The organism is Mesorhizobium sp. YM1C-6-2, from assembly GCF_003666685.1.
Taxonomy (GTDB): Bacteria; Pseudomonadota; Alphaproteobacteria; order Rhizobiales; family Rhizobiaceae; genus Mesorhizobium_K.
This window is the reverse complement of the sequence record NZ_RCIZ01000001.1, coordinates 85,847-110,408: the sequence shown is the minus strand read 5'-3', so window position 1 is coordinate 110,408 and position 24,562 is coordinate 85,847. Positions and strand designations below refer to the sequence as shown.

The following is a 24,562-nucleotide window of genomic DNA, read 5'->3' as shown; positions in this document are numbered from 1 at the left end:
TTGCCGGACCCTGCCGATGACCGAGGATGTACCCAAGCTGAACGCCTTCCCCATTTTCATGCGGGTCGAGGGCGAAGCCGTGGTCATCGTCGGCGGCGGCGAGGAAGCGCTCGCCAAGGCGCGCCTGCTCGGGCAGTCCAGCGCGAGGCTGCGCGTGGTGGCGGCCGATGCGGACCCCGCCTTGCGGGAATGGCTCGCGGTCAATGGCGCCGAACTTGTCGAGGCCGAATACGCGCCGGCGCATCTCGATGGGGCCGTCCTGGTCTTCGCCGCATCCGGCGATGAAAGCCTCGACCGCCGCATCGTCGAAGACGCCCGCGCCGCCGGCATCCCGGTCAACGCCGTCGACCGGCCCGAGCTCTGCGATTTCTTCACGCCGGCCATCGTCAACCGCGCACCGCTTGCCGTGGCGATCGGCACGGAAGGCGCCGGGCCGGTGCTTGCGCAGATCGTGCGCGCCAGGATCGACAGGCTGCTGTCGCCCTCGCTCGGGCCGCTCGCTGCGCTCGCCGCTTCCTTCCGTGTCGCCGCCGAGCACCTGCTGGCCAAGGGAAGCGAGCGCCGCGCGTTCTGGCGCGCCTTTTTCTCCGGCGCGCCAGAACGCGCGCTCGAGGCCGGCGACCTGGCCGGCGCCCGCCGTGCCGCTTCGGAACTGCTGTCGCGCTCCACCGCGCCGCGCGGCCATATCGCGCTGGTCGGCGCCGGACCCGGGGCCGAGGACCTGCTGACGCTGCGCGCGCAACGGCTGCTGATGGAAGCAGACGTGATCGTCCACGACGCGCTGGTGCCGGAGGCCGTGATCGCCATGGGCCGGCGCGACGCCGAGCGTCTGTCGGTCGGCAAGCGCAAGGGCTGCCACTCGAAGAGCCAGGCCGAGATCAATGCGCTGCTGGTCGAGCTAGGCCGCGACGGCAAGCGCGTGGTGCGGCTGAAATCCGGCGATCCGCTGGTCTTCGGACGCGCCGGCGAGGAGATGGCCGCGTTGCGCGACGCGGGGGTTTCATACGAGGTGGTACCCGGCGTGACGGCCGCCTTCGCCGCCGCCGCCGATTTCGAGCTGCCGCTGACGCTGCGCGGCGTCTCTTCCTCGATGGTCTTCACCACCGGTCACGACCTCAAGGGTGGTACGCTGCCCGACTGGGCGAAGCTCGCCATCTCGGGCGCGACGGTCGCCGTCTATATGGGCCGCTCGGTAGCGGCGGATGTCGCCTCGCGGCTGATCGAGGCCGGCCTGTCGCCCGACACGGCGGTGGCCGTTGTCGAGAACGCCAGCCTGGCGAGCCGCAGGCGGTTCCACGGAACGCTTGCCGACCTGCCCTCGCTGGAAAGCCGTACCGATCTAAACGGACCGGTGATGACCGTCATCGGCGACGCGGTGGCCGGCGCGAACTTTGAACATTCCGAGCCGCTTGCCGCACACAGGAAGCAGGCGGCCAAGGCCGAGCCCCAGGGAGCCCGCATATGAAGATCCTCACCGCCAATCGCCTGACCGACGGTGAATGCCTCTGGTACGCCAGGGGCGGCTGGGCGGAGACGATCGACGATGCGGAGATCGCCGCCGACAAGGAAGCGGAAGCGCGGCTCGAGGACATCGGCAAGGCCGCCTTCGCCGCGAACTTCGTGCTCGACGTGGCGATGGTCGACATCGAGCTGGTCGACGGCGTGATCCGCCCGACGCGGCTGCGCGAACGCATCCGCGCCGCCGGCCCCACCGTCCGCAACGACCTCGGCAAGCAGGCGCGCAGCCTGGCTGCATAAAACGGCGAGAGACGAAGATGTACCGTTACGATGAGTTCGATCACGAGTTTGTCCAGGCCCGTGTCGCGCAGTTCAGGGACCAGATCGAGCGCCGGCTGGCCGGCGACATCACCGAGGACCAGTTCCGTCCGCTCAGGCTGATGAACGGCGTCTACCTGCAGCTCCATGCCTACATGCTCAGGGTCGCCATTCCCTATGGCACGCTGTCGTCGCGGCAGCTCAGGATGCTCGCCCACATCGCGCGAACCTACGACAGGGGCTACGGCCATTTCACCACCCGGCAGAACATCCAGTTCCATTGGCCGGCGCTGTCGGACATTCCAGCCGCGCTCGCCGATCTCGCCTCGGCCGAGATGCATGCGCTGCAGACCAGCGGCAACTGCATCCGCAACATCAGCGCCGATCATTTCGCCGGCGCCGCGGCGGACGAGGCGGCCGATCCCAGGCCCTATGCCGAGATCCTCAGGCAGTGGTCCTCGGTGCATCCGGAATTCACCTATCTGCCGCGCAAGTTCAAGATCGCGTTCACCGGCTCGGAGCGCGACAGGGCGGCCATCCAGACCTATGACATCGGGCTGCACCTGAAGAAGGACGCGGCGGGCGAACTGGGCTTCGCCGTATGGGTCGGCGGCGGCCAGGGCCGCACGCCGATACTCGCCAAGAAGATCAGGGACTTCCTGCCGCAGCAGCACCTCTTGTCCTACATCACCGCGATCATTCGCGTGTACAATCTCTCCGGCCGCCGCGACAACAAGTGGAAGGCGCGCATCAAGATCCTCGTCCACGAAACCGGCGCGGAAGAATTCGCCCGCCAGGTCGAAGCCGAATGGGAAGCGCTGAAGGACAGCGAACTGAAGCTGCCCCAGGCCGACATCGATGCGATCAACGCCTATTTCGCGCCGCCGTCCCTGCCCGAGCGGCCTGAGGGCGACGAGGCCGTGCGGCTTGCGCGGCTGGATTCGAAGAGCTTCGCCGACTGGCTGAACCAGAACGTCACGACCCATCGGCATCCCGACTACGCGGCGGTGACGATCTCGCTGAAGAACATAGGCGAGACGCCCGGCGACATCTCGGACAGCCAGATGGACGCGGTGGCCGACATCGCCGAGAAATACGCATTCGACGAGGCGCGGGTCAGCCACGAGCAGAACCTGGTCCTGCCGCATGTCGCGCGCGCCGACCTGAAGACGGTCTATGACGCGCTGGTCGAGATCGGCCTCGCCACCGCCAATATCGACCTGATCAGCGACATCATCGCCTGCCCCGGCCTCGACTACTGCACCCTGGCCAACGCACGGTCGATCCCGGTGGCGCAGCAGATCGCCACACGCTTCGCCTCGCTGGAGCGGCAGCGCGACATCGGCGAGTTGAAGCTCAACATCTCCGGCTGCATCAACGCCTGCGGCCATCACCATGTCGGCCATATCGGCATACTGGGCGTGGAGAAGAAGGGTGCCGAACTCTATCAGGTCACGCTTGGAGGCTCGGCCGACGAGAATGCCTCCATCGGCGACATCATCGGCCGCGGCTTCGGCCCGGACGAGATCGTCGACGCGATCGAGACGATCGTCGAGACTTATCTCGCGATCCGCAGCGACGCCGGCGAAAGATTCATCGACGCCTATCGCAGGCTCGGACCGGCGCCGTTCAAGGAGGCGCTCTATGCTGGCGAAGCCAAGGCCGCGTGACGGGGAGGCTGAGGCTCTCGGCCACGCCGCGAGCCTGGAGGCGCTCTACGGCCACCTGCCGGCCGAAAGGATTGTAGAGCTGTCGATACGCGAGGAATTTTCCGGCGGCATCGCGGCGGTATCCTCCTTCGGCGCGGATTCGGCGGTCCTGCTCGACATCATCGCGCGCGTCGACCGCACCCTGCCGGTGCTGTTCCTCGACACCGGCAAGCATTTCGAGGAGACGCTGACCTATCGCGACGCGCTGGTCGCCGATTTCGGCCTGACCGACATCAGGGTGCTGACGCCCGAGGAGGCCGCGCTCGAACGGCGTGACCCCGATGGCCGGCTGCATCAGAGCGATACGGACGCCTGCTGCGACATTCGCAAGGTCGAGCCGCTGGCACGCGGGGTCAAGCCTTTCCGCGCCTGGTTCACGGGCCGCAAGCGCCATCAGGCGGCGTCACGGTCGGCGCTGCCGGTGTTCGAGGCGGTCGGCCCGCGCGTGCGCATCAATCCGCTGGCGCGCTGGACGACCTCGGACCAGGCCGACTACATGCGGGCGCACCGGCTGCGCGAGAACCCGCTGGTCGCCTACGGCTATCTTTCCATCGGCTGCTTTCCCTGCACCCAGCCGGTGAAGCCCGGCGAGGACGCCCGCAGCGGCCGCTGGGCCGGCCAGGCCAAGGTCGAGTGCGGCATCCACCTCTCCGGGCTCGACGCCTCGCTGACCGACGCCTCGCTCTAGCCCATGTCCACGATCGTGCCCTTTCCATCGGCGGCACTGGAAACAGGAAGAAGAAAAGCTGATATGCTCGCCACCATGACCGAGACCAAGCCCGAAGCCGGCGCCCCGCCGGAGCAGCCCCAGCCGCGCCTGTGGACCCCGGCAGGCTTCCGCGAGGACGAATGGACGCATGCCGAGAGCGCCGAGGCGCTGGTGGGCAACGGCCGCATCATCCTGCCGCTGCAGGCTTTCCTCGACCTCGACCCCGAGCAGCGCAAATCGGCCAGGGAGCGGCTGGGCGTGCTGCTGCAGCCCGGCGACAAGCTCGACGCCCTCGCCGATCTGCTCGGCGATCTGTCGCTGGTGGCGCTGGCCTTCCCGGCCTTCAACGACGGGCGTTCCTTCTCCAAGGCGGAGCTGCTGCGCTCGCGCCATAATTTCGAAGGGCGGGTGCGCGCCACCGGCCAGGTGCTGATCGACCAGCTGCCGCACATGCTGAGGGTCGGCTTCGACGAGTTCGAAGTGACGCATCCGGTGCTGATCAAGCGGCTGGAGAGCGGTGAGGTCGGCGGCATCGGCGTCTACTACCAGCCGGCCGCCAGGGCCTCGGCCACGGCAGGCAAATACTCCTGGCGCCGGCTTCCGTCGCAGTAGCCCTTTTAGGGTTTATTCGAACTGGATCGCCTGCAAGGCGTTGCCGTTGCGCTTCAGCCAGTCCTTGCAGCGCTCGGTGTCGGGGCAGAGCTCCTCGCAGAGCTTCCAGAACTTCGGCCCGTGGTTCATCTGCTTGAGATGCGCGACCTCGTGCGCGACGAGGTAGTTGATGATCGGCTTCGGCGCCATCATGATGCGCCAGGAGAAGGAAAGCTTGCCGTCCGAGGTGCACGAGCCCCAGCGGCTCGACGTGTCGCGGAAGCGTATCGATTTGGCGCGCTTGTTGATGGCGCCCGTGTGCTTCAGCACCAGCGCCTCGATGTCCCGCTTGGCCTGCTTCTTCAGGAAATCGGCCAGCCGCCGGGGCAGGTGCTCGCGCTCGCCATGCACGAAAAGGGCGGGCGTGCCGTCCTCCTTGCGGCCGACCGACACGGTGCCGCGCCGTTCGGGCAGGTGGACGATGACATGCGGCACGCCGCGCAGCGGTATCCGGATACCGGGGCGCACCAGCGGACGCTTGGGCAGCTTGGCCAGCCGCTCCTCGAGCCAGTCCTGCTGGCGCCGCAGGAAGCGGTTGACCTCGCCGGGCGCCAGCCCCGGGGGGATGGTGACGCGCAGGCCGCGGCCGCCGGCGTCGATCCTCAGGGTCAACTGCCTGGCGCGGTCGTTTTCGACGATTCGGAGCGGCAATGTTCGCCCGGCGACCTCGTGCAGACACTCCTTGACCAGTGAGCGACTGGTCTTTTTTCCGACGGTCGTCCGTTTGAGCAGCGCGATTGGCATGGCGTGACGATACAAGATTCTTTTTTGTTGAATAGGGGAGGCTGACAGCAGAAATGAAAAACGGCGCCGCTGTGTCAGCGGCGCCGTTCGGCTGGATCAAATTTCGGCGATAGTTCCCGGGATCGGGCGCCTGAACTGCTCAATCGTCGAGCAGATTCGGGCCGTTCCTGCCGCCATTTTCACCGTTGTCGCCGTTCCTGGGGGCCGGCGGGTTGGATTTGCGATTCGCCATGAAGCGATCGAACTCCTCCTGGTCCTTGGCACGGCGCAGCTCGCGGGCGTATTCGTCGAACTCGGCGAGCATCTCGTCGAGCTTGCGGCGCTCCTCGGCGAGGCGCTCCAGTTCCTTGTCGCGCCAGTCGTCGAAGGCGACGTTGCCGGTACGTGAAGGGCCGTGGCCCCAGCGATGCGCCTTGTTGGCGCCGCGGCGGCAGCCGGCGAAGACGCCATCCGTGGCGCGGTTGACGTCGCGCTTGAAGCCGTCAAGCCGGTCGCCCCAGATGATGTAGGCAAGCATGGCGAGGCCGAGCGGCCAGAACACCATGAAGCCGATCACCATCAACGCGATGGTTGCCGGCGTCCAGGCCGGACGGATCAGTGCAGTCGTGTTCATTTCACTCCCGTTCCTTCGGTTGGAGGCAGTCATCCGTGACTGCTCAAATCGAAATGGGGGGATGAAAGCGGCGATTCAAGAACGCATCAGGCAAAACCAGACAACGGCTTGATATCATTGGCGTTTTTTGAGGGAATCGAGCGCCAGGACGGCCAATCCGGCCAGGAGCCCCCAGAAGGCCGAACCGATGCCGAGGAGTGTGAGGCCCGACGCGGTGACGGCAAAGGCCGTGGTGGCGGCCATGCGCTCGGATTCGTCCTTCAAAGCGATGGCCAGCGCATTGGCGAGCGGCCCCATCAGCCCGAGGCCGGCGACGAGCAATATGAGGCTCTGCGGCAGTACTGCGAAGATGGCGACCAGCGAAGCGCCGAAAATGGCGAAGATCAGATAGAACAGCGCGTAGAAGGGGCCGGTCTTCCAGCGCTCGGCAGGATCGGGATGGACGTCCGGCCCGGTGCAGATGGCGGCCGAGATGGCGGCGAGGTTGGATGTGAGCGCGCCGAAAGGGGCGGTGAGCAGCGACACCAAGCCGGTGACCGTGATCAGCGGACCGGGTTCCGGGTGATAGCCGGCGGCGCGCAGCACGGCGAGGCCGGAAAGGTTCTGCGACGCCATGGTGACCAGATAGAGCGGAAGCGCCAGGCTGACCGCGGACGACAGCGAGAAGTCGGGCGCGATCAGGGTCAGCGTCGACAGTTCCGGCGCCGGCAGGCCGCCGACGCGGCCGGTGAGGAAGGCTGCCAGCCCGCCGCCGACCAGCACCGCGAGCACCGAGAGCGCCGGATTGAGCAGGCGGAAGACGAAGAAGGCGGCGATCAGCGGCAGGATGAGCCAGGGATCGGACGGAATCGTCTTCACCGCATTTATGGCGAAGGTGACGACGATGCCAGCGAGCATGCCCGACGCCACCGAGGCCGGAATTTTGGCGATCAGCCTGGTCAGCGGCCGGAACAGGCCGGTGACGATCAGCATCAGCGCGGTGATGATGAAGGCGGCGACCGCCTCCTCGACAGTGAAGCCGCTGGAGGCTCCGATGAGCGCCGCGCCCGGCGTCGACCATGCGCTGATGACCGGCATTTTGGTGCGCCACGACAGATAGAGGCTCTCCACCGCCATGGCGAGGCAGAGCGCGGTCACCGCGCTTGCGGTCTGGGCCTGGGTGGCGCCGACGGCGTCGGACGCCGCGATGATCAGCACCAGAGTGCCGCCGAAGCCGACGATCGCGGCCACGAAGGCCGAAGCGGGGATGGAAAGGCGCATGGTCGGGAACCGGAAGCGGAAGGGGCGCCGCCTTCTTGCGGCAGGATCGGGCGTCAGGCAAGCGGGGACGGCTACGGGCGCGCCTCCCCGGACTGGGCGATCACGCCTTCCACCGCGCGGACCAGAAGCTCGAGATCCTGCGGCCGCGACAGGCGATGGTCGCCACCGGGGATGAGCGAGAGCGTCACGTCGTCGGCGGGCAGCAGGCTGACCAGCTTGAGCGCATGGGTGTGCGGCACGTCGGGATCGGCCATGCCCTGCAGGATGTGGATCGGGCAATGGGTGTCGATCGGCCCGGTCATGACGAGGTTCGCCCGTCCGTCCTCGATGAGGGCGCTTGTATAGATGTTGGGGTCGGGTGAATATTCGGATTTCTCCTCGAAATAACCCTTCTCGGCCAGTTCGCGCTTCTGCTTTTTAGTCAGCGCCGGCTCGATCAGCTCGGCGGTGAAGTCGGGAGCCGGCGCGAGCAGCACCATGCCGGCGATGCGGCCGCCCTCGCCCGCCTTTTGCAGCTCCTGGGCCAGGCGTAGCGCGACCCAGGCGCCCATCGAGGAGCCGACCAGGACCTGCGGGCCTTCGGTGAGGCTGCGGAAGGCGGCGAGGCTCTCGCCCAGCCATTTCGAGATGGTGCCCTCGGCGAAGGCGCCGCCGGATTCGCCATGGCCGGAATAGTCGAAGCGCAGGAAGGCGCGGCCGGCGCGCTCCGCCCAGGCGGACAGCGTCTCGGCCTTGGTGCCGAGCATATCGGAGCGGTAGCCGCCCAGCCAGACGACGCCGGGGGCGCCACCCTCGATGCGCCTATAGGCGATCGCGGTGCCGTCATGATCGAAATGGGATGCGTCTGCCATATCAGGTTCCGTATTCACGTTTCGCAGGGTGGCGCGGCGTCGGGCGCTCTATCCGCCGTTGACGAAGGCGAGGATGAGCTGGTGGACGTTGCCGCCCTCGCTCATCTCGACGCGGTCGAACTCGCGGCTCTTCTGCTGCCGCGCCTGAGAGATGGACGGCAGGCGCTCCTGCAGCTTTGCCCTCACCTTGTTGCAGTCGGGATCGTCGGCGGCCGAAAGGCCGATGCTGTAGGCCTCGATCTGCTTGACCATGTCGACGATCATCTCGCCATGCACCGCCTCGTGCTTGCGCACGCCGTCGATGAAGACCTTCCAGTTCGTCGCGACGGGTTCCGGCAGGTCCTCTGAGGGTTCCGGCAGATGATAGCTGATGATCAGCTTGGGCCGCGCCGTGACCAGGATGCAGCCGCCGTCCGGCTGGGGCTGGTAGTCGCGCTGCCAGGTCAGCTTGAAAATGGTGTAGGCGAACCCGGCCTCGGGCTTGCGCTCGCCGATCGAGGCGTAGAGTTCGGGGCCGGTCTTGCCCGTTATGGCATAGGGTACTTCCTTCTCGACCGGCTTCCATTCCGCATGGGCGACAGCGGGAAGCGCGGCCAGGCCGGCCGCGAACAGGCAGGACCGCATCCGAAAGGCCACCTTATCTCGTCCGCGAGAAGGCGAGCCACAGACCGCCGCCGATGAGAAAGCCGCCACTGATGCGCGACAGCAGCTTTACGCGCTTGGCCGAGAGCAGGCGCCCGGCGCGGGCCGCGACCACCGCATAGGCCGAATCGGAGGCGACGGCGAAGACCAGCGCCGTGACGCCCATCACGGCGATCTGCAGCGCATAGTCGCCGGCAGGATCGATGAACTGCGGGAAGAAGGCGCCGAAGAACACCAGCGTCTTCGGATTGCTGACCGCGACGAGGAAACCCTGCAGGAAGAAGCCGCCGCGCGGACGCGCCGGCGCCTGGCCCGGATCGAGGCGGCCGCTGGAGCGCAGCATCTGCCAGCCCATCCAGATGAGATAGGCGGCGCCGAGCAGGCGCAGCAGCTCGAACCAGTGGCCCATCGCCTCGATGACGGTGGTGAGGCCGATGCCGGCGATCACGATCATCAGTGCGATGCCGGCCTGGGTGCCCGCGACATTGGCGAGGCCGGCGCGCACGCCGTGGCGCATGCTCGACGCGATGATCAGAGTGACGGTCGGCCCCGGCACCATGATGATGACGATGCAGGCGACGAGATAGGCGGCATAGAGTTCGAGCGACATTTTCCTGCCTCCGGAAAGGAGGCGCATGATGCATTGCGGCGGCCGCGTGTCCAGACCCCGGCTGCGATCAGCGCGACGCCAGCGCCTCGTCGACCTCCTTCGCGTGCGGGATGGCAGGCTGCGCGCCGGGCTTCAGGCAGGCGAGCGAGCCGGCGGCGGCGGCCCGGCGCAGCGTCTCTTCGAGCGGCAGGCCGACGTCAAGGCCGGCGCCGAGATAGCCGCAGAAGGTGTCGCCAGCGCCGACGGTGTCGACCGGGGTGATCTTCAGCGCAGGCACTGCGAGGTCCCCTTCGGGCGAAGCCGCGATCACGCCCTCGGCACCGAGCGTCACGATGACCGTGCGGCCGGTCTTGCGCGAGAAATCCGCCATGCGCGCCTTGCGGTCCGCGCCTTCGAGCTTCAGCGCGTCGACGTAGAGGTCGAACTCGGTCTCGTTGGCGACGACGAAATCGGCCATCGCCAGGAGCTTCGCCGCCTCGGCGCGGAAGGGCGCGGTGTTGAGCACGCTCACGCCGCCGGCCTGCCGGACTGCCGAGAGCGTCGCCTCGACCGTGTCGAGCGGGATCTCGTGCTGCAGCAGCACGATTTCGCCTTTCCTGAAATTCGCCCGGGCGAGGTCGCCCGACAGCACCGTGTCGTTGGCGCCGGGCGCAATGACGATGACGTTCTCGCCCTTACCATCGACGAAGATCAGCGCGATGCCGGTCGCCGCCGCCGCTTCCCGGACGCCGGAGAGCTGCACCTTGCCCTCCTTCAGGCAGGCGAGCGCCTCCGTCGCGAAGCCGTCGCGGCCAACGGCGCCGATCATGCGGACCTCGCCGCCGGCGCGCGCCGCCGCCAGCGCCTGGTTGGCGCCCTTGCCGCCCGGCGCCGTGCTGAAGCCGCCGCTGCGCAGCGTTTCGCCGGGCGCGGGCAGGCGCTCCACGGCGGCGATGAGATCGAGATTGATGGAGCCGACGACGGTGATCAAGAAAGCCTCCCGAATTTGCGGGGAAGCTAGCCGTTTTGGAAGGCGAGGAAAATAGCGGCGTCAATCCCGCAGGCATTCCGTTTGCGCCATGCTGGACCGATCCGAGCCGGGACTTCTGGTCTATAGGGTCGCGTCCGATTCGCACGAAGGGTGCGGGACGGCGAAGGAGCCTGTCGATGCGCCTGCCTCACCTGCTTCTAGCGCTTGTCGTCGTCGCCATCTGGGGCGTCAACTTCGCCATCATCAAGCTCGGCCTGCGCGAGGTGTCGCCGCTGGCGCTCGGGGTATGGCGCTTCGCGCTCGCCGTCTTCCCCTGGATATTCTTCGTGAAGCGGCCCGAGGCGCCAGTCCGGCTGATCGTCCTCTACGGATTGCTCATCTTCGCAATGCAGTTCGGTTTCATGTTCACCGGCATGAAGGTCGGCATGAGCGCCGGGCTCTCCTCCCTCGTCCTGCAATTGCAGGTCTTCTTCACCATCGGGCTGTCGGTCCTGCTGCTGGGCGAACGCCCGGCCTTTTGGCAGCTTGCCGGCGCGGTCCTCGCCTTCGCCGGCGTTGGTGTCGTTGCGATGCATGTCGGCGGGGACGTGACGCTCGCCGGGCTTGCGCTACTGGTCGCGGCAGCGGCCTCCTGGGGCGGCGGCAATGTCGTGTCGAAGCTGATTTCGCAGCAGGCGGCGGCCGTGAGCATGCTCGGCCTTGTCGTCTGGGGCAGCCTGGTCGCCCTGCCGCCCCTGACGATTGTCGCGTTGATCGTCGACCGCGAGGCTTTCCTGCAGAGCTTCACCGGCCTTGACTGGGTCTCGCTCGGCTCGATCGCCTATATCGTCTATCTGTCGACGCTGTTCGGCTTCGCCGCCTGGAGCACGCTGCTCGGCCGCTACCCGGTCTCGACCGTGGCTCCGTTCACCCTGCTGGTGCCGGTTTTCGGCTTCCTCGGCTCGGCCGTTCTGCTGGGCGAGCCGTTGCAAGGCTGGAAGCTCGCTGCTTCGGGCCTGGTCGTGGCCGGCCTCGGCCTCAACCTGTTCGGCCCGCGACTGTTCAACTCGCGGGGCCGTTGAGCTGACCGGCCTCCCAGCCGAGGATGGCGCGCTTGCGCGTCAGACCCCAGTGATAGCCGGTGAGCGCGCCCGACTTGCCGAGCGCCCTGTGGCAGGGCACCACGAAGGAGATCGGGTTGGCGCCGTTGGCGGCGCCGACCGCGCGGCTGGCGGAAGGCGAGCCGATCTCCTCGGCGATGGCGCTGTAGCTGCGCACCTTGCCCATCGGTATCCGGAGTAGCGCCCTCCACACGCGGACCTGGAAGTCGCTGCCTATCATGACGACGTGCAGTGGCTGGTCGGCGCGCCAGCGCGACGGATCGAAGACACGCTGCGCATAGGATCCGGTCGCGCCCATGTCCTCGACATAGGTCGCGTTCGGCCAGCGGCCGGACATGTCGGCGAAGGCGTCGCGCTCCTTGCCCGGGTCGCAGAAGGCGAGGCCGGCAAGGCCGCGGTCGGTCACCATCACCAGCGCAAGCCCGAAGGGCGAGATGTGGTAGCCGTAGCGGATGGTGAGGCCGGCGCCGCGCGTCTTGTAGTCGCCGGGCGACATCGCCTCATGGGTGACGAACAAGTCGTGCAGGCGGCCGGGACCGGACATGCCGAGCTCGAAGGAGGTTTCCAGGAGCGGCATGCCACCGTCGAGCAGGCGGCGCGCATGGTCGAGGGTGACCGCCTGCAGGAAAGCCTTCGGCGACAGGCCGGCCCAGCGCGTGAAAAGCTTCTGCAGCGCGGTCGGCGTCGAGCCGACCTCGTCCGCGAGTTCCTCCAGCGAGGGCTGGTTGCGGTAGTCGAGGCTGATCTTCTCGATGACGCGGCAGACCGTCTCGTAGTCGCTGCCATCGGGCGTGATGTCGTGCTGAAGAACAGGGGTTATCGGCATATGGGCATTCATAGGCATCAGGGCGTTCATGGCAATGTTCTCCTTGGCCCTGATATGAGACCTCGGATGGACGTCCTCCACCCGATTCCTGCGCTCAAGAAGAAGATTTCGCGCCTACCGCCCCTTCGCGGTGGCCAGCGCGCGGGAAAAGGCGGCGGCGAAGCTCTCGCGGTCATCGGGGTTGAGGAAGCCGCCGATCGGCACGGAGCGGCCCTGCCCCTCGACCGCCATGCGGGTGATGCCGATCTCGTCGTGGCGGGCTATCGCGAACTTCGCCCAGAACGGATTGAAATGGTGCGCCTCGGAACGGCCGGACGGCGCGACCTTCCTGATGTCGAGGCTGGTGCGCGACACCGAGACTTCTTCGCGTGCGCGGGCGGCGCGGTAGTTCAGCTTGAAGCAGACATAGACCAGCAGCACGTCCAGTCCGAAGAAGCCGAAGACCGGCCAGGCGCCGTTCGACAGGAAGATGGCGCCGGTGACGGCCCAGCCGAACAGCAGCGCGCCCATCAGCACGGCGAAGCCGGTGCGCCCGAGCGACCGGTGCGGGGTGAGCAGGGCCTGGAAGAACGGTTCGTCGGCCTTTGCGGCGTTTGTCTCGCTCATGAGTGATAATTATAGAGGGCTCATGGAAAAGCCCAAGAGAAAAACCGCCGCAGCCTCCGTCGCAACCGTCACGACAACCAAACGCAAGGCGCGTCCCGCCCGCCCACGTTGCCGCTACACGCCTGACGAGGTGCACGAGATCTTCCGCCGTTTCGCCATCCAGCGGCCCGAGCCGAAGGGCGAGCTCGAACACGTCAACGCCTTCACGCTGCTGGTGGCGGTCGTGCTGTCGGCGCAGGCGACCGACGCCGGCGTCAACAAGGCGACGCGACCGCTGTTCAAGGTCGCCGACACGCCGCAGAAAATGCTGACGCTCGGCGAGGCGAAGGTCGGCGAATACATCAAGACGATCGGGCTCTGGCGCAACAAGGCGAAGAACGTGATCGCGCTGTCGGAAGCGCTGATCCGCGACCATGGCGGCGAGGTTCCGGGAGACCGCGACGAACTGACCAAGCTGCCGGGGGTGGGGCGCAAGACGGCGAACGTCGTGCTCAACATGGCCTTCGGCCAGCCGACCATGGCGGTCGACACGCACATATTCCGGATCGGCAACCGGATCGGGCTGGCGCCGGGCAAGACGCCCGAACAGGTCGAGGAAGGGCTGATCCGCGTCATCCCGCCGGAATATATGCGTCACGCCCATCACTGGCTGATCCTGCACGGGCGCTATGTGTGCAAGGCGCGCCGGCCCGAATGCGAGCGCTGCGTGATCGCCGACATCTGCAAGTCGGCGGAGAAGACTAGCAGCATCCCGGCGCCGCTGGTCGCGCTGTCGCCGGAGGCCGAACCCGCCTAGAGCGTTTCCGTCTTTCTCCGAATCGCGGAATCGCTCTATCTACTTGTTTTTACGCAATTCCGGACGCGAAACCGCTGCGCACTTTTGCTGGAATTGCACTAGCTTCCAACGCCGCGCGCCATCGCCGCGGCGAACACCAGCACCAGCGCCAGGAAGAAGATCTCGCCCTTGATCCAGGAGCGGACGGCGCCGATCTCGCCTTCCGGCACGACGCCGGTGCCGCTGCGGCGCCAGGCGATGATGCGCATGGTCGGGCGGGAGGACAGCGCCCCGACGATGACGAAGGCCACCATCTTGCCCCAGAACGCGTGGTTGGCGACATAGAACTCCCAGCCCCTCACGCCGAACAGGACGCGGCAGATGCCGACGACGATGATCGCCATGGCGACGCCGCCATAGGCGCGGTCTATGCGCCCGAGCAGGTCCAGGCTGGCGCCGGAGAGACCCGGCCGCACCAGCGCGAACTCGGCAGCCAGCAGGCCGGCGAGCGTGAAGACCAGGAAGTGGTGGAGGATGGCAAGCAGGAGATCGACGATGATATCCATGAGGCTTCCTTGGCCGCCTTCGCCGAGCGGGCCGGCGAGGCGCAGGTGGCGGGGTCCGGCAGACTAATGCGGCTTGGCGCAATGTCCAACGTCGCGGCAGGATGTCAGTTGCCTGTCAGTTGCCAAGCCCCCTCGATTGCCATGACCAACACCAGTCGACCCGGACCGAAGCCCCTGAGGCCCGGAGCCGAATCCGGGTTCCGGATCGCGCCTGTCGCCGCTAGTTTCGCTGCGGGCCGTCCCGCTCCGCTGATTTCGCCCAGAGATTGATGTTGGCCTCGGTCGCGTAGCGGTCGATCTCGGCGAGTTCGGTGTCGCTGAACTCGAGGTTCTTCAGCGCGCCGACGCAGTCCTCGACCTGGCCCGGACGGCTGGCGCCGATCAGCGCGGAGGTGACGCGCCCGCCGCGCAGCACCCAGGCGAGCGCCATCTGCGCCAGCGTCTGGCCGCGTTTTTCGGCGATCGCGTTCAGCGCGCGGATGTTGGCGATGGTTTGCTCGTTGAGGAAGCTCTGCCTCAGCGACTTGCCCTGGGCGGCGCGGCTGTCTTCCGGAATACCGCCGAGATATTTCGACGTCAGCATGCCCTGCGCCAGCGGCGAGAACACGATCGAGCCGACGCCGAGCCCGTCCAGCGTGTCGAGCAGCCCGTCATCCTCGACCCAGCGGTTGATCATCGAATAGCTGGGCTGGTGGATGATGAAGGGCGTGCCCATCTGGCGCAACATGTCGGCCGCCTCGCGGGTGCGTTGCGAGTTGTAGGACGAGATGCCGACATAAAGCGCCTTGCCGGCCCGCACCGCCGAATCCAGCGCGCCCATCGTCTCCTCGAGCGGCGTGTCGGGGTCGTAGCGGTGCGAATAGAAGATGTCGACATAGTCGACGCCGAGCCGCTTCAGGCTCTGGTCGAGGCTGGCGAGCAGATATTTGCGGCTGCCCCATTCGCCGTAGGGTCCGGGCCACATGTTGTAGCCGGCCTTGGTCGAGACGATCAGTTCGTCGCGATAGCCGGCGAAATCGGTGCGCAGTATATCGCCGAAGGCGATCTCGGCGGTGCCGCCCGGCGGGCCGTAATTGTTGGCGAGGTCGAAATGGGTGATGCCGAGGTCGAAGGCCTTGCGGCAGATGGCCTGCTTGAGCTGGTGCGGCGTGTCGTCACCGAAATTGTGCCAGAGGCCGAGCGAGATGGCCGGCAGCTTGAGGCCGGAACGGCCGCAGCGGTTGTAGACCATCGCCTCGTAGCGGTTGTCGGCGGGTTGCCAGTCCATGTCTCGATCCTTTTTCGGCTGCAGGAATCCCGGGGGGCTGACGTCAGGCGGCGCCGCTGCCCCAGGGGCCGTGATGCGCGCCCGGCTCGTCGATGCGCTCGAAGCCATGGGCGCCGAAGAAATCGCGCTGCGCCTGGATCAGGTTCGACGTGCCGCGCCCCAGTCGGTAGCTGTCGAAATAGCCGAGCGCGGAGGACAGCGCCGGCGTCGGCAGGCCGGCTTCAGCCGCGCGCGCGACAATGCGGCGAAGCGCCGGATGCGCCTCCTTCATCATCTCGACGAAGGCCGGCGTCATCAGGAGATTGGCGACCGGACCGCCGGAGAAGGCTTTGGCCAGCGTGCCCAGGAACTGCGAGCGGATGATGCAGCCGGCGCGCCAGATTTTTGCAATCGTCGGCAGCGGCAGGTCCCAGCCGAACTCCTTCGACGCGCCAGCCATCACGGCGAACCCTTGCGCGTAGGCGGCGATCTTGCCGGCGAAGAGCGCAAGCTCGAGGTCGGCGAGCACCTCGTCCTTGCCGCCCGAGAACTTGGCGACGCCGTCCGCGCCGTAGACCTTTTCGGCAGCGACGCGTTCGTCCTTCAGCGAGGAAAGCACGCGGGCGGCGACGGCAGCCTCGATCGCGGTCGCGGGAATGCCGAGTTGCTGTGCCTCGATCACCGACCACTTGCCGGTGCCCTTCTGGCCGGCACGGTCGAGGATCATGTCGACCATCGGCTTGCCGGTCTTGGGATCGTCGGCAGCGAGCACCTTGGCGGTGATCTCGATGAGATAGGAATCGAGCCTGCCCTTGTTCCATTCGGCGAAGACCTGCCCGATCTCCTTGGGAGCCATGCCGAGCCCGTCGCGCAATATGCCGTAGATCTCGGCGATCATCTGCATGTCGGCATATTCGATGCCGTTGTGGATCGTCTTGACGAAGTGGCCGGCGCCGTCGGTGCCGAGCCAGGCAGCGCAGGGTTCTCCCTCATATTTGGCGGAGATGGCGGTAAGCACCTTCTCGACGCGCTTCCAGGAGGCCTCCGTGCCGCCGACCATGATCGAGGGGCCGTGGCGCGCGCCTTCCTCGCCGCCCGACACGCCCATGCCGATGAAGGTCAGGCCCGAGCCTTCCAGCTCCTTGAAGCGGCGCATGGTATCGCGGAAATTGGCGTTTCCGGCGTCGATGACGATGTCGTTGGCCGACAGCACGCCGCGCAGATGGGCGATCTGCTCGTCGACCGCCGCACCCGCCTGCACCATGATGATGACCGGCCGCGGCGGACGGATGGCCGCCGCCAGCGCCTCGATCGTGTCGCAGGGCACGATCATGTCCTTGAGCGCGCCGGCTTCCTGGTGGAACTGGTGTGTCTTGGCGACGGTGCGGTTGAACACCGCTATCTTGTTGCCCTTCTCGGCGATGTTGAGCGCGAGGTTCGACCCCATCACGCCAAGGCCAATCAGTCCGATCTCGGCATCCGCCATCGTTGCATTCCTTGCTGTATTCCTGTCTTCGCGACGGGCCGGGACCCGCAGCGGGGCGATGTTTGACGCGCGAGCCAACCTTCGTCAACACGTCGGCAGGCGATTCATGGGCATCGCTTCAATCGATTAGCCCGTGCGGCGCTTGCGTCCGTAGAGCTCCAGGCGGTGATGAACGATGTCGTAGCCGAGCGACTTGGCGATCTCGTCCTGCAGCTGCTCGATCTTGTCCGACTTGAACTCGATCACGTCACCGGTCTCAATGTCGATGAGATGGTCATGGTGATCGGTGGCGTGCTCGAAGCGCGACGGGCCGCCCTCGAAGGCGTGTCGGTGGATGGCGCCGATGTCGCCGAGCAGCTTCATCGTGCGGTAGACGGTGGAGAGCGAGATCGACGGATCGACGGCCACCGCGCGCCGGAAGATCTCGAGCGCGTCGGGGTGGTCTTCCGTTTCCGAAAGTATGCCGAGGATGGCGCTGCGCTGGCGCGTGATCCGCACGCCCTGCCGGCGCAGTTCCTTCTCGTAGTCCAACCGTTTCGCCGCCCGTTTCTTCATCCGGCCATTATGCGCCAGATGACACCCAGTTGCAAAAACATAAGGCCGCGAGAGGCACTTTCCGCGATCACCAGTTGCAAACGATTTGCAATTGCATTGACGAAGAGCCGGAGCCGCGCTATCTAAGCCTCGATCCTAGCCTTCACCCCGACAATGAGGATGTCATGAGACTGCTGACGGCCGCCCTTGTGCTTATCGCCGGACTGATGCCGGCGGGACCGGCGGCGGCGCAGGAGAAGTTCAAGGCAGTGACCACCTTCACCGTCATTGCCGACATCGCCCAGAACGTGGCGGGCGACGCGGCGATCGTGGAATCGATCACCAAGCCGAACGCCGAGATCCACAACTACCAGCCGACGCCGGGCGACATATTGCGCGCCCAGGACGCGCAGCTGATCCTCTGGAACGGGCTGAACCTGGAACTTTGGTTCGAGCGCTTCTTCAACAATCTGAGCGACGTGCCGAGCGTCGTGGTTTCGGACGGCGTCGAGCCGATGGGCATCGCCGAAGGCCCCTACACCGGAAAGCCCAACCCGCATGCGTGGATGTCGCCCGAAGCCGCGTTGATCTATGTCGAGAACATCCGCAAGGCGTTCGTCGAGCACGATCCCGAGAATGCCGAGGCCTACAACCGCAACGCCGCCGCCTATTCGGAGAAGATCAAGGCGGAGGTCGAGCCGATCCGGCAGGAACTGGCCGCGATACCGGAGGAGCGGCGCTGGCTGGTCTCCAGCGAGGGCGCCTTCAGCTACCTCGCCCGCGACTTCGGCCTGAAGGAACTCTATATCTGGCCGATCAATGCCGACCAGCAGGGTACGCCGAGGCAGGTGCGCAAGGTGATCGACGCGGTGCGGGCAAACAACATACCGGTCGTGTTCAGCGAGAGCACGGTGTCGCCGAACCCCGCCCAGCAGATCGCGCGCGAGACCGGCGCCAGATATGGCGGCGTCCTCTACGTCGATTCGCTCAGCGACCCGAACGGACCGGTGCCGACCTATCTCGACCTCCTGAAAGTCACCGCCGACACCATCGCCAAGGGCCTGCAGGGATGAACGCGCCCTTCGCCACCGAAGCCGTGGCAGGCGGCGGCCTGGACGTCGAACATGTGACCGTGACCTACCGCAACGGCCACACCGCGCTGAAGGACGCTTCCTTCGCCATTCCGAAAGGCACGATCACCGCGCTGGTCGGCGTCAACGGCTCCGGCAAGTCGACGCTGTTCAAGGCGATCATGGGCTTCGTGCCGCTGGCGGCCGGCAAGGTGACGATCCTCGGCATGCCGGCGGCGGACGCGCTCAGGAAGAACGCCGTGGCCTATGTGCCGCAGAGCGAGGACGTCGACTGGAACTTTCCGGTGCTGGTCGAGGACGTGGTGATGATGGGCCGCTACGGCCACATGAATTTCCTGCGCATGGCGCGCCGGGAGGACCGCGAGGCGGTAGATCGCGCGCTGGAGCGCGTCGGCATGTCGGCCTACCGCAAAAGGCAGATCGGCGAGCTCTCCGGCGGCCAGAAGAAGCGCGTCTTCCTGGCCCGTGCGCTGGCGCAGGACGGCAGGGTGATCCTGCTCGACGAGCCGTTCACCGGCGTCGACGTGCGCACCGAGGAGGCGATCATCGCGCTGCTGCAGTCGCTGCGCGAGGAAGGCCGGGTGATGCTGGTCTCCACCCACAATCTCGGCAGCGTGCCGCGCTTCTGCGACCGCGCCGTGCTGATCAACCGCACCGTGCTCTGTCACGGGCCGACGGCGGAAGTCTTCACCCAGGCCAATCTCGAGAAGGCCTTCGGCGGCGTGCTCCGGCAGTTCACGCTGGGCGGCCACGACCTGCACGAGGATGACGACAAGCGCCGCGTGACGGTGCTGACCGACGACGAGCGGCCCTTCGTCATCTACGACACCGGCGCGGGCCGGAACGGCGCCATCGACGAGAGCGAGAAATGACGACGCTGCTCGCCGAGCCCTTCACCTATGGCTACATGGTCAACGCCATGTGGGTGTCGGCGCTGGTCGGCGGAGTCTGCGCCTTCCTGTCGGCCTATCTGATGCTGAAGGGCTGGTCGCTGATCGGCGACGCGCTCTCGCATTCGATCGTGCCGGGCGTCGCCGGCGCCTACATGCTCGGCCTGCCCTTCGCCTTCGGCGCCTTCCTGTCGGGCGGGCTGGCGGCGGGTGCGATGCTCTTCCTCAACCAGCGCACGAAATTGCGCGAAGACGCCATCATCGGCCTGATCTTCACCTCCTTCTTCGGCCTCGGCCTGTTCATGATCTCGCTGTCGCCAGCGTCGGTGAACGTGCAGACCATCGTGCTCGGCAACATCCTGGCGGTGTCGCCGGGCGACACGCTGCAGCTCGTCATCATCGGCGGCGTCTCGCTCGCCATCCTGCTGGTCAAATGGAAGGACCTGATGGTCGCCTTCTTCGACGAGAACCATGCACGCTCGGTGGGCTTGAACCCGGACCGGCTGAAGGTGCTGTTCTTCACGCTGCTGGCGGCGTCGACGGTGGCGGCGCTGCAGACGGTCGGCGCCTTCCTGGTCATCGCCATGGTGGTGACACCCGGCGCCACCGCCTATCTGCTGACCGACCGCTTTCCGCGCCTCATCGTCATCTCGGTGATCATCGGCACCGTGACCAGCTTCGTCGGCGCCTATGCCAGCTATTTCCTCGACGGCGCGACCGGCGGCATCATCGTGGTGGCGCAGACGCTGATCTTCCTCGCCGCCTTCGTCTTCGCGCCGAAGCACGGGCTGCTGGCGGCGCGCAGGCGCGCCCGGGAAGCGCTGGAGGCTGGCCTGTTGGAAGGGCAAGCGCCGGAGAACGTGGCATGATCGAGACGCTGCTCCTGCCGTTCCAGTTTCCCTTCATGCAGCAGGCCTTCGCCATCGCGCTGCTGGTCGCCGTGCCGTCGGCGCTGCTCTCCTGCTTCCTGGTGCTGAAAGGCTGGTCGCTGATGGGCGACGCCGTCAGCCACGCGGTGCTGCCGGGGATCGTGCTCGCCTACATCGCCGGCATCCCGCTCGCCATCGGCGCCTTCGCCGCCGGCATGTTCTGCGCGCTGGCGACCGGCTATCTCAAGGAGAACAGCCGCATCAAGGAGGACACGGTGATGGGCGTCGTCTTCTCCGGCATGTTCGGGCTCGGCATCGTGCTCTACACCAAGATCCAGACCGAGGTGCATCTCGACCACATATTGTTCGGCGACATGCTCGGCGTGTCGTGGCGCGACGTGGCCGAGACGGGCGCGATCGCCGTCTTCTGCGTCGCCGCCATCGCCATCTTCCGCCGCGACCTCCTGCTGCATGCCTTCGACGCCCAGCATGCGCGGGCGATCGGCCTGCCGGTCAGGCTGGTGCATTACGGGCTGCTGTCGGTGCTGTCGCTTACCATCGTGGGCGCGCTGAAGGCGGTCGGCATCATCCTCGCCATAGCGCTGCTGATCTCGCCGGGCGCCATCGCCTTCCTGCTGACGACGCGCTTCGAGCGCATGCTCGCCGTCTCGGTGATCGTCGCGGCGGCGGCCTCTTTTGCCGGCGTCTATCTCAGCTTCTTCCTCGACAGCGCGCCGGCGCCGACCATCGTGCTGCTGCTCAGCGGCGGCTTCGCCATCGCCTTCCTGGTCTCGCGGCTGCGCGCCGCTCGCGCGGAGCGGATTGCCCGCCCTGCCTGAACGTCGCCTGCTGCGGACTTGCATTTGACCCGCCTGTCACGGCATTTGACGCTATGAATTCGTCGACAGAACCCGTGCGCTTCGTCCGTGCTGCCGAAAATCGGCGGCGCATTCCCGTCGCCGCCATCATGGCGCTCAGCTTCGGCGCGCTGGTTTTCCTGTCGATCGGCGGGGTGCTGGCGCTGACCGTCGGCGCCAACATCCGCAACACGCTCGACCTGCTCGGCGCGCAATCGACCCTGCTCGTCGATGCGATGGAGGATTCGCTGCGCACCGAGATGCAGCAGGCGGAAAGCGCCGTGACCGGCGTCTCCAGGCTCTACGCGCAGGGCGAGTTCCTGATCGACGACGACGAGGCCATGTCGGCGGTCCTGGCCGGCGCGCTGTCGACCGCCCGGCAGACGACCGCCATGCTGATCTGCACGCCGGACATGGTCTGCAGGGGCGTCTCGCGCAACGCAGACGGAAAGGTCGGAATACTGCCGCGCTCGGCCGAGAAGTCGCCGCAGGTGCTGGCGGCGCTGGAGGAACGCCGCCAGTCAAACGGGCTGATGTGGGGCTCTTTCGTGGCCAACGAGCATGGCCTCTACGCCAATGTGTCGGCGCCGCTCTCGCGAGGCGCTGCGCCGCAGGGCTGGGTGATCGCGGCGGTCGAGCTGCAGAGGCTGTCCGAGATCACGCAGGAACTCTCCGCGCGCTTCGGCACGCATGCCTTCATCCTGGACGGCGAGGACCGCGTCATCGCCGACGAGCGGCTGGCCGAACCCGATGCGCGCAAGAACGGCCTGGCGCCGCTGATGCCGCTCAGCGCCTTCGGCGACCCGGTGCTGGCCGCCTATTCCACCCGCAAGGTGGAGGACCAGTTCGGCGCCACGCGCACCCGCAACGTCGAACTCGCTGAAATAAGCATGGACGGCGAAAACAACAGCTGGTGGAACGACAAGACCTATGTCGCCATCACCCGCAAGATCACGGGCTATGACGATCAGCCCTGGACGATCGGGGCATATTTCAGGGGCAGCCAGATCGGCGGCGAGATCGAGCGCGTGGTCGGGTCCGCCCTGCTCGGGCTTGCCGCCATGGCCGCGGCGATCGTCGTCGCGATCCTGCTCGGCCGGCGGCTTTCGCGGCCCATCCAGACGATCGCCGGGCAGGCGACGCGCGTCGCCGATTTCGACCTCGACGGCGTGGCGCCGCTGCCGCGCAGCCGCATCAAGGAACTGGACGACCAGGCCTCCGCCTTCAACGCCATGCTGATCGGGCTGCGCGCCTTCTCCACCTATATCCCGCGCTCGCTGGTCGCCAAGCTGGTGCGCACCGGCGAGATCGGCATCGCCGAACCGCGTGAGACGATCGTCACGGTCATGTTCACCGACATCGCCGACTTCACGGCGCTGTCGGAGCAGATGGACGCGGCGGCGGTATCGAGGCTGCTGAACCGTCACTTCGCGATATTGTGCGCCGCCGTCGACGCCTATGGCGGCACGGTCGACAAGTTCCTCGGCGACGGCATGATGGCCTTCTTCGGCGCACCCGACCGGCTGAAGGGCCACGCCGCAGCGGCGGTGCGCGCAGCCGCGGCGATCCGCGAGGATCTGGCGGCCGACAATCTGGCGGCGAGGCGGGAAGGCCTGCCCGAGCTGCGGGTGCGCATCGGCATCCATACGGGTCCGGTCATCGTCGGCAATATCGGCGCGTCCGACCGCGTGAACTACACGATCATCGGCGATACGGTGAATGTCAGCCAGAGGCTGCAGGGGTTGGGCAAGGAACTCGAACCCGAGGCTGCGACGACGATCGCCGTTTCGGCCGAGACGGCGTCGCGCCTCGACAAGCGCTTCGAAATCAAACCCGCCGGCCAGCACCGGCTGCGAGGCAGGGGCGAGCCGATCGAGGTGTTCCTGATCGGCGAAGTGCTCGACGCTGGCGTCCAGACGATCGCCGAGCCCCAGCAGGGCGCCGCCTGAAGCGCGTCACGCTGACGACAAGGCTCCTGATGGCAACGGGCGGGCTCCCTTCCGGAAGCCCGCCCGCAACGCGCCAGACGGGAGGATGCGTCAGGCGGCTTTTGCTGCGGTCTGCTCGCGCGCGTAGGAGCGGCCGTCCGCGTTGAAGATGTGCAGCGTCCCAGGATCGGCGTCGACCTTCAGGCTTTCGCCGCGCTTCAGCACAGAGTTGCCGGGCAGCTTGACGACGAGCGGCACGTCGGCGCGGCCGATGTCGAGATAGACGAGCTGCACCTCGCCGAGCTGCTCGATATAGTCGACGCGGCCTTCGAACAGGACGTTGCCGCCGTTGGCGATCCTGAGATCCTCCGGACGCACACCGAAGCTGATTTTCGCACCCCCGGCGTCGTCAGGCGTGGCGACCGGCACCTCGGCCTTGAGTCCGCCGTCGATGGCGATCGCCGTCACCAGGCCTGCCTTCTCGACGGTCGCCGAGACGATGTTCATCGCCGGCGAGCCGATGAACTGGGCCACGAACAGATTGCCCGGATGGTGATAGAGCTCCATCGGCGTGCCGACCTGCTCGACGCGACCGTCCTTCAGCACCACGATGCGGTCGGCGAGCGTCATCGCCTCGACCTGGTCGTGGGTGACGTAGATCATCGTCGTCGCCGGCATCGATTCCTTCAGCTTGGCGATCTCGATGCGGGTGGCGACGCGCAGCGCGGCGTCGAGGTTGGACAGCGGCTCGTCGAACAAAAATACCTTCGGGTTGCGCACGATGGCGCGGCCGATGGCGACGCGCTGGCGCTGGCCGCCCGACATCGCCTTGGGCAGGCGGTCGAGATATTTGGTCAGTTGCAGTATCTCGGCGGCCTGCTTCACGCGGCGGTCGATCTCGGCCTTGTTCTCGCGCGCGATCTTCATGCCGAAGGCCATGTTGTCGTAGACCGTCATATGCGGGTAGAGCGCATAGGACTGGAACACCATGGCGATGCCGCGCTTGGACGGCGGCACGTCGTTGACCACCTCGCCGGCGATCTTCAACTCGCCGGAGGTGATCTCCTCCAGCCCGGCGATGGTCCTGAGAAGTGTCGACTTGCCGCAGCCGGACGGCCCGACGAAGACGATGAACTCGCCCGATTCTATGTCGAGGTCGATGCCGTGAAGGATGTTCAGGCTGCCATAGGCCTTCTTGATTTGCCTGAGGGTCAGATCTGCCATGGTCCGCTCCGTTTCAGTCGCCGTTAGGG

26 protein-coding genes are annotated in these 24,562 nt (G+C 66.7%); 12 read left to right on the top strand and 14 right to left on the bottom strand.

Translation table 11 applies throughout. The annotated features are described in order from the left end of the window. Positions 1 to 16: 16 nt before the first annotated feature. The 5 genes from cysG to D8676_RS00510 all read left to right on the top strand — a co-directional run bounded on the left by cysG (position 17) and on the right by D8676_RS00510 (position 4,806). On the top strand, positions 17 to 1,465 hold the full coding sequence (gene cysG, locus D8676_RS00530) for a siroheme synthase CysG (RefSeq protein WP_121578890.1): 1,449 nt from the start codon (positions 17 to 19) through the stop codon (positions 1,463 to 1,465). After that, complete coding sequence (locus tag D8676_RS00525) at positions 1,462 to 1,758, top strand: DUF2849 domain-containing protein (RefSeq protein WP_121578889.1); 297 nt, start codon at positions 1,462 to 1,464, stop codon at positions 1,756 to 1,758. The genes cysG and D8676_RS00525 overlap by 4 nt, the downstream gene beginning before the upstream one ends. A 17-nt stretch (positions 1,759 to 1,775) precedes the next feature. Further along, on the top strand, positions 1,776 to 3,446 hold the full coding sequence (locus D8676_RS00520) for a nitrite/sulfite reductase (RefSeq protein ID WP_121578888.1): 1,671 nt from the start codon (positions 1,776 to 1,778) through the stop codon (positions 3,444 to 3,446). Then, positions 3,421 to 4,173: a phosphoadenylyl-sulfate reductase gene (locus D8676_RS00515; protein ID WP_121578887.1), complete on the top strand. Its 753-nt coding sequence runs from the start codon at positions 3,421 to 3,423 to the stop codon at positions 4,171 to 4,173. The genes D8676_RS00520 and D8676_RS00515 overlap by 26 nt, the downstream gene beginning before the upstream one ends. A gap of 75 nt (positions 4,174 to 4,248) precedes the next feature. Then, positions 4,249 to 4,806 (top strand): DUF934 domain-containing protein, encoded by a 558-nt coding sequence (locus tag D8676_RS00510; protein ID WP_121579684.1) that lies wholly within the window; start codon positions 4,249 to 4,251, stop codon positions 4,804 to 4,806. Positions 4,807 to 4,818: 12 nt separating this feature from the next. Here the strand turns inward: D8676_RS00510 and D8676_RS00505 are convergent, their stop codons facing one another. From D8676_RS00505 to D8676_RS00475, 7 genes are all read right to left on the bottom strand, one after another. Further along, positions 4,819 to 5,589, bottom strand: a complete 771-nt coding sequence (locus tag D8676_RS00505) for a M48 family metallopeptidase (RefSeq protein WP_121578886.1) — start codon at positions 5,587 to 5,589, stop codon at positions 4,819 to 4,821. A 139-nt stretch (positions 5,590 to 5,728) separates the two neighbouring features. Continuing rightward, on the bottom strand, positions 5,729 to 6,202 hold the full coding sequence (locus D8676_RS00500) for a DUF2852 domain-containing protein (protein WP_121578885.1): 474 nt from the start codon (positions 6,200 to 6,202) through the stop codon (positions 5,729 to 5,731). Between the two features lie 114 nt (positions 6,203 to 6,316). Beyond that, the gene (locus D8676_RS00495; RefSeq protein ID WP_121578884.1) at positions 6,317 to 7,462 is read right to left on the bottom strand and encodes a benzoate/H(+) symporter BenE family transporter; all 1,146 of its coding nucleotides are present in this window, start codon (positions 7,460 to 7,462) and stop codon (positions 6,317 to 6,319) included. A gap of 71 nt (positions 7,463 to 7,533) precedes the next feature. Continuing rightward, positions 7,534 to 8,313, bottom strand: a complete 780-nt coding sequence (locus D8676_RS00490; protein ID WP_121578883.1) for an alpha/beta hydrolase — start codon at positions 8,311 to 8,313, stop codon at positions 7,534 to 7,536. A gap of 48 nt (positions 8,314 to 8,361) precedes the next feature. Next, complete coding sequence (locus D8676_RS00485; protein ID WP_121578882.1) at positions 8,362 to 8,937, bottom strand: DUF922 domain-containing protein; 576 nt, start codon at positions 8,935 to 8,937, stop codon at positions 8,362 to 8,364. A 13-nt stretch (positions 8,938 to 8,950) separates the two neighbouring features. Continuing rightward, positions 8,951 to 9,565, bottom strand: a complete 615-nt coding sequence (locus D8676_RS00480) for a LysE family translocator (protein WP_121578881.1) — start codon at positions 9,563 to 9,565, stop codon at positions 8,951 to 8,953. Between the two features lie 67 nt (positions 9,566 to 9,632). Then, positions 9,633 to 10,535, bottom strand: a complete 903-nt coding sequence (locus D8676_RS00475; RefSeq protein WP_121578880.1) for a ribokinase — start codon at positions 10,533 to 10,535, stop codon at positions 9,633 to 9,635. A gap of 176 nt (positions 10,536 to 10,711) precedes the next feature. Between D8676_RS00475 and D8676_RS00470 the strand changes: the two genes are divergently transcribed. Continuing rightward, a complete protein-coding gene (locus tag D8676_RS00470) occupies positions 10,712 to 11,596 on the top strand; it encodes an EamA family transporter (RefSeq protein WP_121578879.1) in 885 nt (294 codons plus the stop codon). Here the strand turns inward: D8676_RS00470 and D8676_RS00465 are convergent. Both D8676_RS00465 and D8676_RS00460 read right to left on the bottom strand, forming a co-directional pair. Beyond that, the gene (locus D8676_RS00465; protein WP_121579683.1) at positions 11,577 to 12,473 is read right to left on the bottom strand and encodes a methylated-DNA--[protein]-cysteine S-methyltransferase; all 897 of its coding nucleotides are present in this window, start codon (positions 12,471 to 12,473) and stop codon (positions 11,577 to 11,579) included. The genes D8676_RS00470 and D8676_RS00465 overlap by 20 nt on opposite strands. A 102-nt stretch (positions 12,474 to 12,575) precedes the next feature. Further along, positions 12,576 to 13,067, bottom strand: a complete 492-nt coding sequence (locus D8676_RS00460) for a DUF2244 domain-containing protein (RefSeq protein ID WP_121578878.1) — start codon at positions 13,065 to 13,067, stop codon at positions 12,576 to 12,578. 22 nt (positions 13,068 to 13,089) lie between these two features. Here D8676_RS00460 and nth point away from each other — a divergent pair, with 22 nt between their 5' ends. After that, positions 13,090 to 13,863: an endonuclease III gene (gene nth, locus D8676_RS00455; protein WP_121578877.1), complete on the top strand. Its 774-nt coding sequence runs from the start codon at positions 13,090 to 13,092 to the stop codon at positions 13,861 to 13,863. Between the two features lie 98 nt (positions 13,864 to 13,961). Here the strand turns inward: nth and D8676_RS00450 are convergent, their stop codons facing one another. The 4 genes from D8676_RS00450 to D8676_RS00435 all read right to left on the bottom strand — a co-directional run bounded on the left by D8676_RS00450 (position 13,962) and on the right by D8676_RS00435 (position 17,695). Continuing rightward, positions 13,962 to 14,408, bottom strand: coding sequence for a DUF2214 family protein (locus tag D8676_RS00450; protein ID WP_121578876.1), 447 nt, complete (start codon positions 14,406 to 14,408; stop codon positions 13,962 to 13,964). A gap of 220 nt (positions 14,409 to 14,628) precedes the next feature. Continuing rightward, a complete protein-coding gene (mgrA, locus tag D8676_RS00445) occupies positions 14,629 to 15,675 on the bottom strand; it encodes an L-glyceraldehyde 3-phosphate reductase (RefSeq protein ID WP_121578875.1) in 1,047 nt (348 codons plus the stop codon). Positions 15,676 to 15,718: 43 nt separating this feature from the next. After that, positions 15,719 to 17,140: an NADP-dependent phosphogluconate dehydrogenase gene (gene gndA, locus D8676_RS00440; protein ID WP_121578874.1), complete on the bottom strand. Its 1,422-nt coding sequence runs from the start codon at positions 17,138 to 17,140 to the stop codon at positions 15,719 to 15,721. A gap of 126 nt (positions 17,141 to 17,266) precedes the next feature. Beyond that, entirely contained in the window at positions 17,267 to 17,695 is a 429-nt protein-coding gene (locus D8676_RS00435; RefSeq protein ID WP_121578873.1) for a Fur family transcriptional regulator, read from the bottom strand. Positions 17,696 to 17,859: 164 nt separating this feature from the next. On the opposite strand from D8676_RS00435, the gene D8676_RS00430 reads away from it, so the two are divergent. Genes D8676_RS00430 through D8676_RS00410 form a run of 5 tightly spaced genes read left to right on the top strand, consistent with a single transcriptional unit; the run spans position 17,860 to position 23,330 of the window. Next, the gene (locus tag D8676_RS00430; RefSeq protein ID WP_121578872.1) at positions 17,860 to 18,747 is read left to right on the top strand and encodes a metal ABC transporter substrate-binding protein; all 888 of its coding nucleotides are present in this window, start codon (positions 17,860 to 17,862) and stop codon (positions 18,745 to 18,747) included. Beyond that, on the top strand, positions 18,744 to 19,637 hold the full coding sequence (locus tag D8676_RS00425; RefSeq protein ID WP_121578871.1) for a manganese/iron ABC transporter ATP-binding protein: 894 nt from the start codon (positions 18,744 to 18,746) through the stop codon (positions 19,635 to 19,637). Before D8676_RS00430 ends, D8676_RS00425 begins: the two co-directional genes overlap by 4 nt. Beyond that, positions 19,634 to 20,524, top strand: coding sequence for a metal ABC transporter permease (locus D8676_RS00420; protein WP_121578870.1), 891 nt, complete (start codon positions 19,634 to 19,636; stop codon positions 20,522 to 20,524). The genes D8676_RS00425 and D8676_RS00420 overlap by 4 nt, the downstream gene beginning before the upstream one ends. Continuing rightward, positions 20,521 to 21,363: a metal ABC transporter permease gene (locus tag D8676_RS00415; RefSeq protein WP_121578869.1), complete on the top strand. Its 843-nt coding sequence runs from the start codon at positions 20,521 to 20,523 to the stop codon at positions 21,361 to 21,363. The genes D8676_RS00420 and D8676_RS00415 overlap by 4 nt, the downstream gene beginning before the upstream one ends. A gap of 53 nt (positions 21,364 to 21,416) precedes the next feature. Further along, entirely contained in the window at positions 21,417 to 23,330 is a 1,914-nt protein-coding gene (locus D8676_RS00410; RefSeq protein ID WP_245426502.1) for an adenylate/guanylate cyclase domain-containing protein, read from the top strand. A gap of 90 nt (positions 23,331 to 23,420) precedes the next feature. On the opposite strand, the gene ugpC is transcribed toward D8676_RS00410, so the two are convergent. Then, positions 23,421 to 24,533 carry a sn-glycerol-3-phosphate ABC transporter ATP-binding protein UgpC gene (ugpC, locus tag D8676_RS00405; protein ID WP_121578868.1) on the bottom strand — a complete coding sequence of 371 codons (1,113 nt, stop codon included), beginning with the start codon at positions 24,531 to 24,533 and terminating at the stop codon, positions 23,421 to 23,423. Positions 24,534 to 24,562: the final 29 nt, after the last annotated feature.

Coding starts and splice junctions, on each gene's coding strand:
- cysG (WP_121578890.1), top strand. CDS start 17: ATGACCGAGGATGTACCCAAGCTGAACGCCTTCCCCATTTTCATGCGG.
- D8676_RS00465 (WP_121579683.1), bottom strand. CDS start 12,473: ATGAATGCCCATATGCCGATAACCCCTGTTCTTCAGCACGACATCACG.
- D8676_RS00505 (WP_121578886.1), bottom strand. CDS start 5,589: ATGCCAATCGCGCTGCTCAAACGGACGACCGTCGGAAAAAAGACCAGT.
- D8676_RS00460 (WP_121578878.1), bottom strand. CDS start 13,067: ATGAGCGAGACAAACGCCGCAAAGGCCGACGAACCGTTCTTCCAGGCC.
- D8676_RS00480 (WP_121578881.1), bottom strand. CDS start 9,565: ATGTCGCTCGAACTCTATGCCGCCTATCTCGTCGCCTGCATCGTCATC.
- D8676_RS00515 (WP_121578887.1), top strand. CDS start 3,421: ATGCTGGCGAAGCCAAGGCCGCGTGACGGGGAGGCTGAGGCTCTCGGC.
- gndA (WP_121578874.1), bottom strand. CDS start 17,140: ATGGCGGATGCCGAGATCGGACTGATTGGCCTTGGCGTGATGGGGTCG.
- D8676_RS00470 (WP_121578879.1), top strand. CDS start 10,712: ATGCGCCTGCCTCACCTGCTTCTAGCGCTTGTCGTCGTCGCCATCTGG.
- D8676_RS00430 (WP_121578872.1), top strand. CDS start 17,860: ATGAGACTGCTGACGGCCGCCCTTGTGCTTATCGCCGGACTGATGCCG.
- nth (WP_121578877.1), top strand. CDS start 13,090: ATGGAAAAGCCCAAGAGAAAAACCGCCGCAGCCTCCGTCGCAACCGTC.
- D8676_RS00485 (WP_121578882.1), bottom strand. CDS start 8,937: ATGCGGTCCTGCCTGTTCGCGGCCGGCCTGGCCGCGCTTCCCGCTGTC.
- D8676_RS00450 (WP_121578876.1), bottom strand. CDS start 14,408: ATGGATATCATCGTCGATCTCCTGCTTGCCATCCTCCACCACTTCCTG.
- D8676_RS00410 (WP_245426502.1), top strand. CDS start 21,417: ATGAATTCGTCGACAGAACCCGTGCGCTTCGTCCGTGCTGCCGAAAAT.
- D8676_RS00525 (WP_121578889.1), top strand. CDS start 1,462: ATGAAGATCCTCACCGCCAATCGCCTGACCGACGGTGAATGCCTCTGG.
- mgrA (WP_121578875.1), bottom strand. CDS start 15,675: ATGGACTGGCAACCCGCCGACAACCGCTACGAGGCGATGGTCTACAAC.
- D8676_RS00435 (WP_121578873.1), bottom strand. CDS start 17,695: ATGAAGAAACGGGCGGCGAAACGGTTGGACTACGAGAAGGAACTGCGC.
- D8676_RS00520 (WP_121578888.1), top strand. CDS start 1,776: ATGTACCGTTACGATGAGTTCGATCACGAGTTTGTCCAGGCCCGTGTC.
- D8676_RS00495 (WP_121578884.1), bottom strand. CDS start 7,462: ATGCGCCTTTCCATCCCCGCTTCGGCCTTCGTGGCCGCGATCGTCGGC.
- D8676_RS00425 (WP_121578871.1), top strand. CDS start 18,744: ATGAACGCGCCCTTCGCCACCGAAGCCGTGGCAGGCGGCGGCCTGGAC.
- D8676_RS00415 (WP_121578869.1), top strand. CDS start 20,521: ATGATCGAGACGCTGCTCCTGCCGTTCCAGTTTCCCTTCATGCAGCAG.
- ugpC (WP_121578868.1), bottom strand. CDS start 24,533: ATGGCAGATCTGACCCTCAGGCAAATCAAGAAGGCCTATGGCAGCCTG.
- D8676_RS00510 (WP_121579684.1), top strand. CDS start 4,249: ATGACCGAGACCAAGCCCGAAGCCGGCGCCCCGCCGGAGCAGCCCCAG.
- D8676_RS00420 (WP_121578870.1), top strand. CDS start 19,634: ATGACGACGCTGCTCGCCGAGCCCTTCACCTATGGCTACATGGTCAAC.
- D8676_RS00500 (WP_121578885.1), bottom strand. CDS start 6,202: ATGAACACGACTGCACTGATCCGTCCGGCCTGGACGCCGGCAACCATC.
- D8676_RS00490 (WP_121578883.1), bottom strand. CDS start 8,313: ATGGCAGACGCATCCCATTTCGATCATGACGGCACCGCGATCGCCTAT.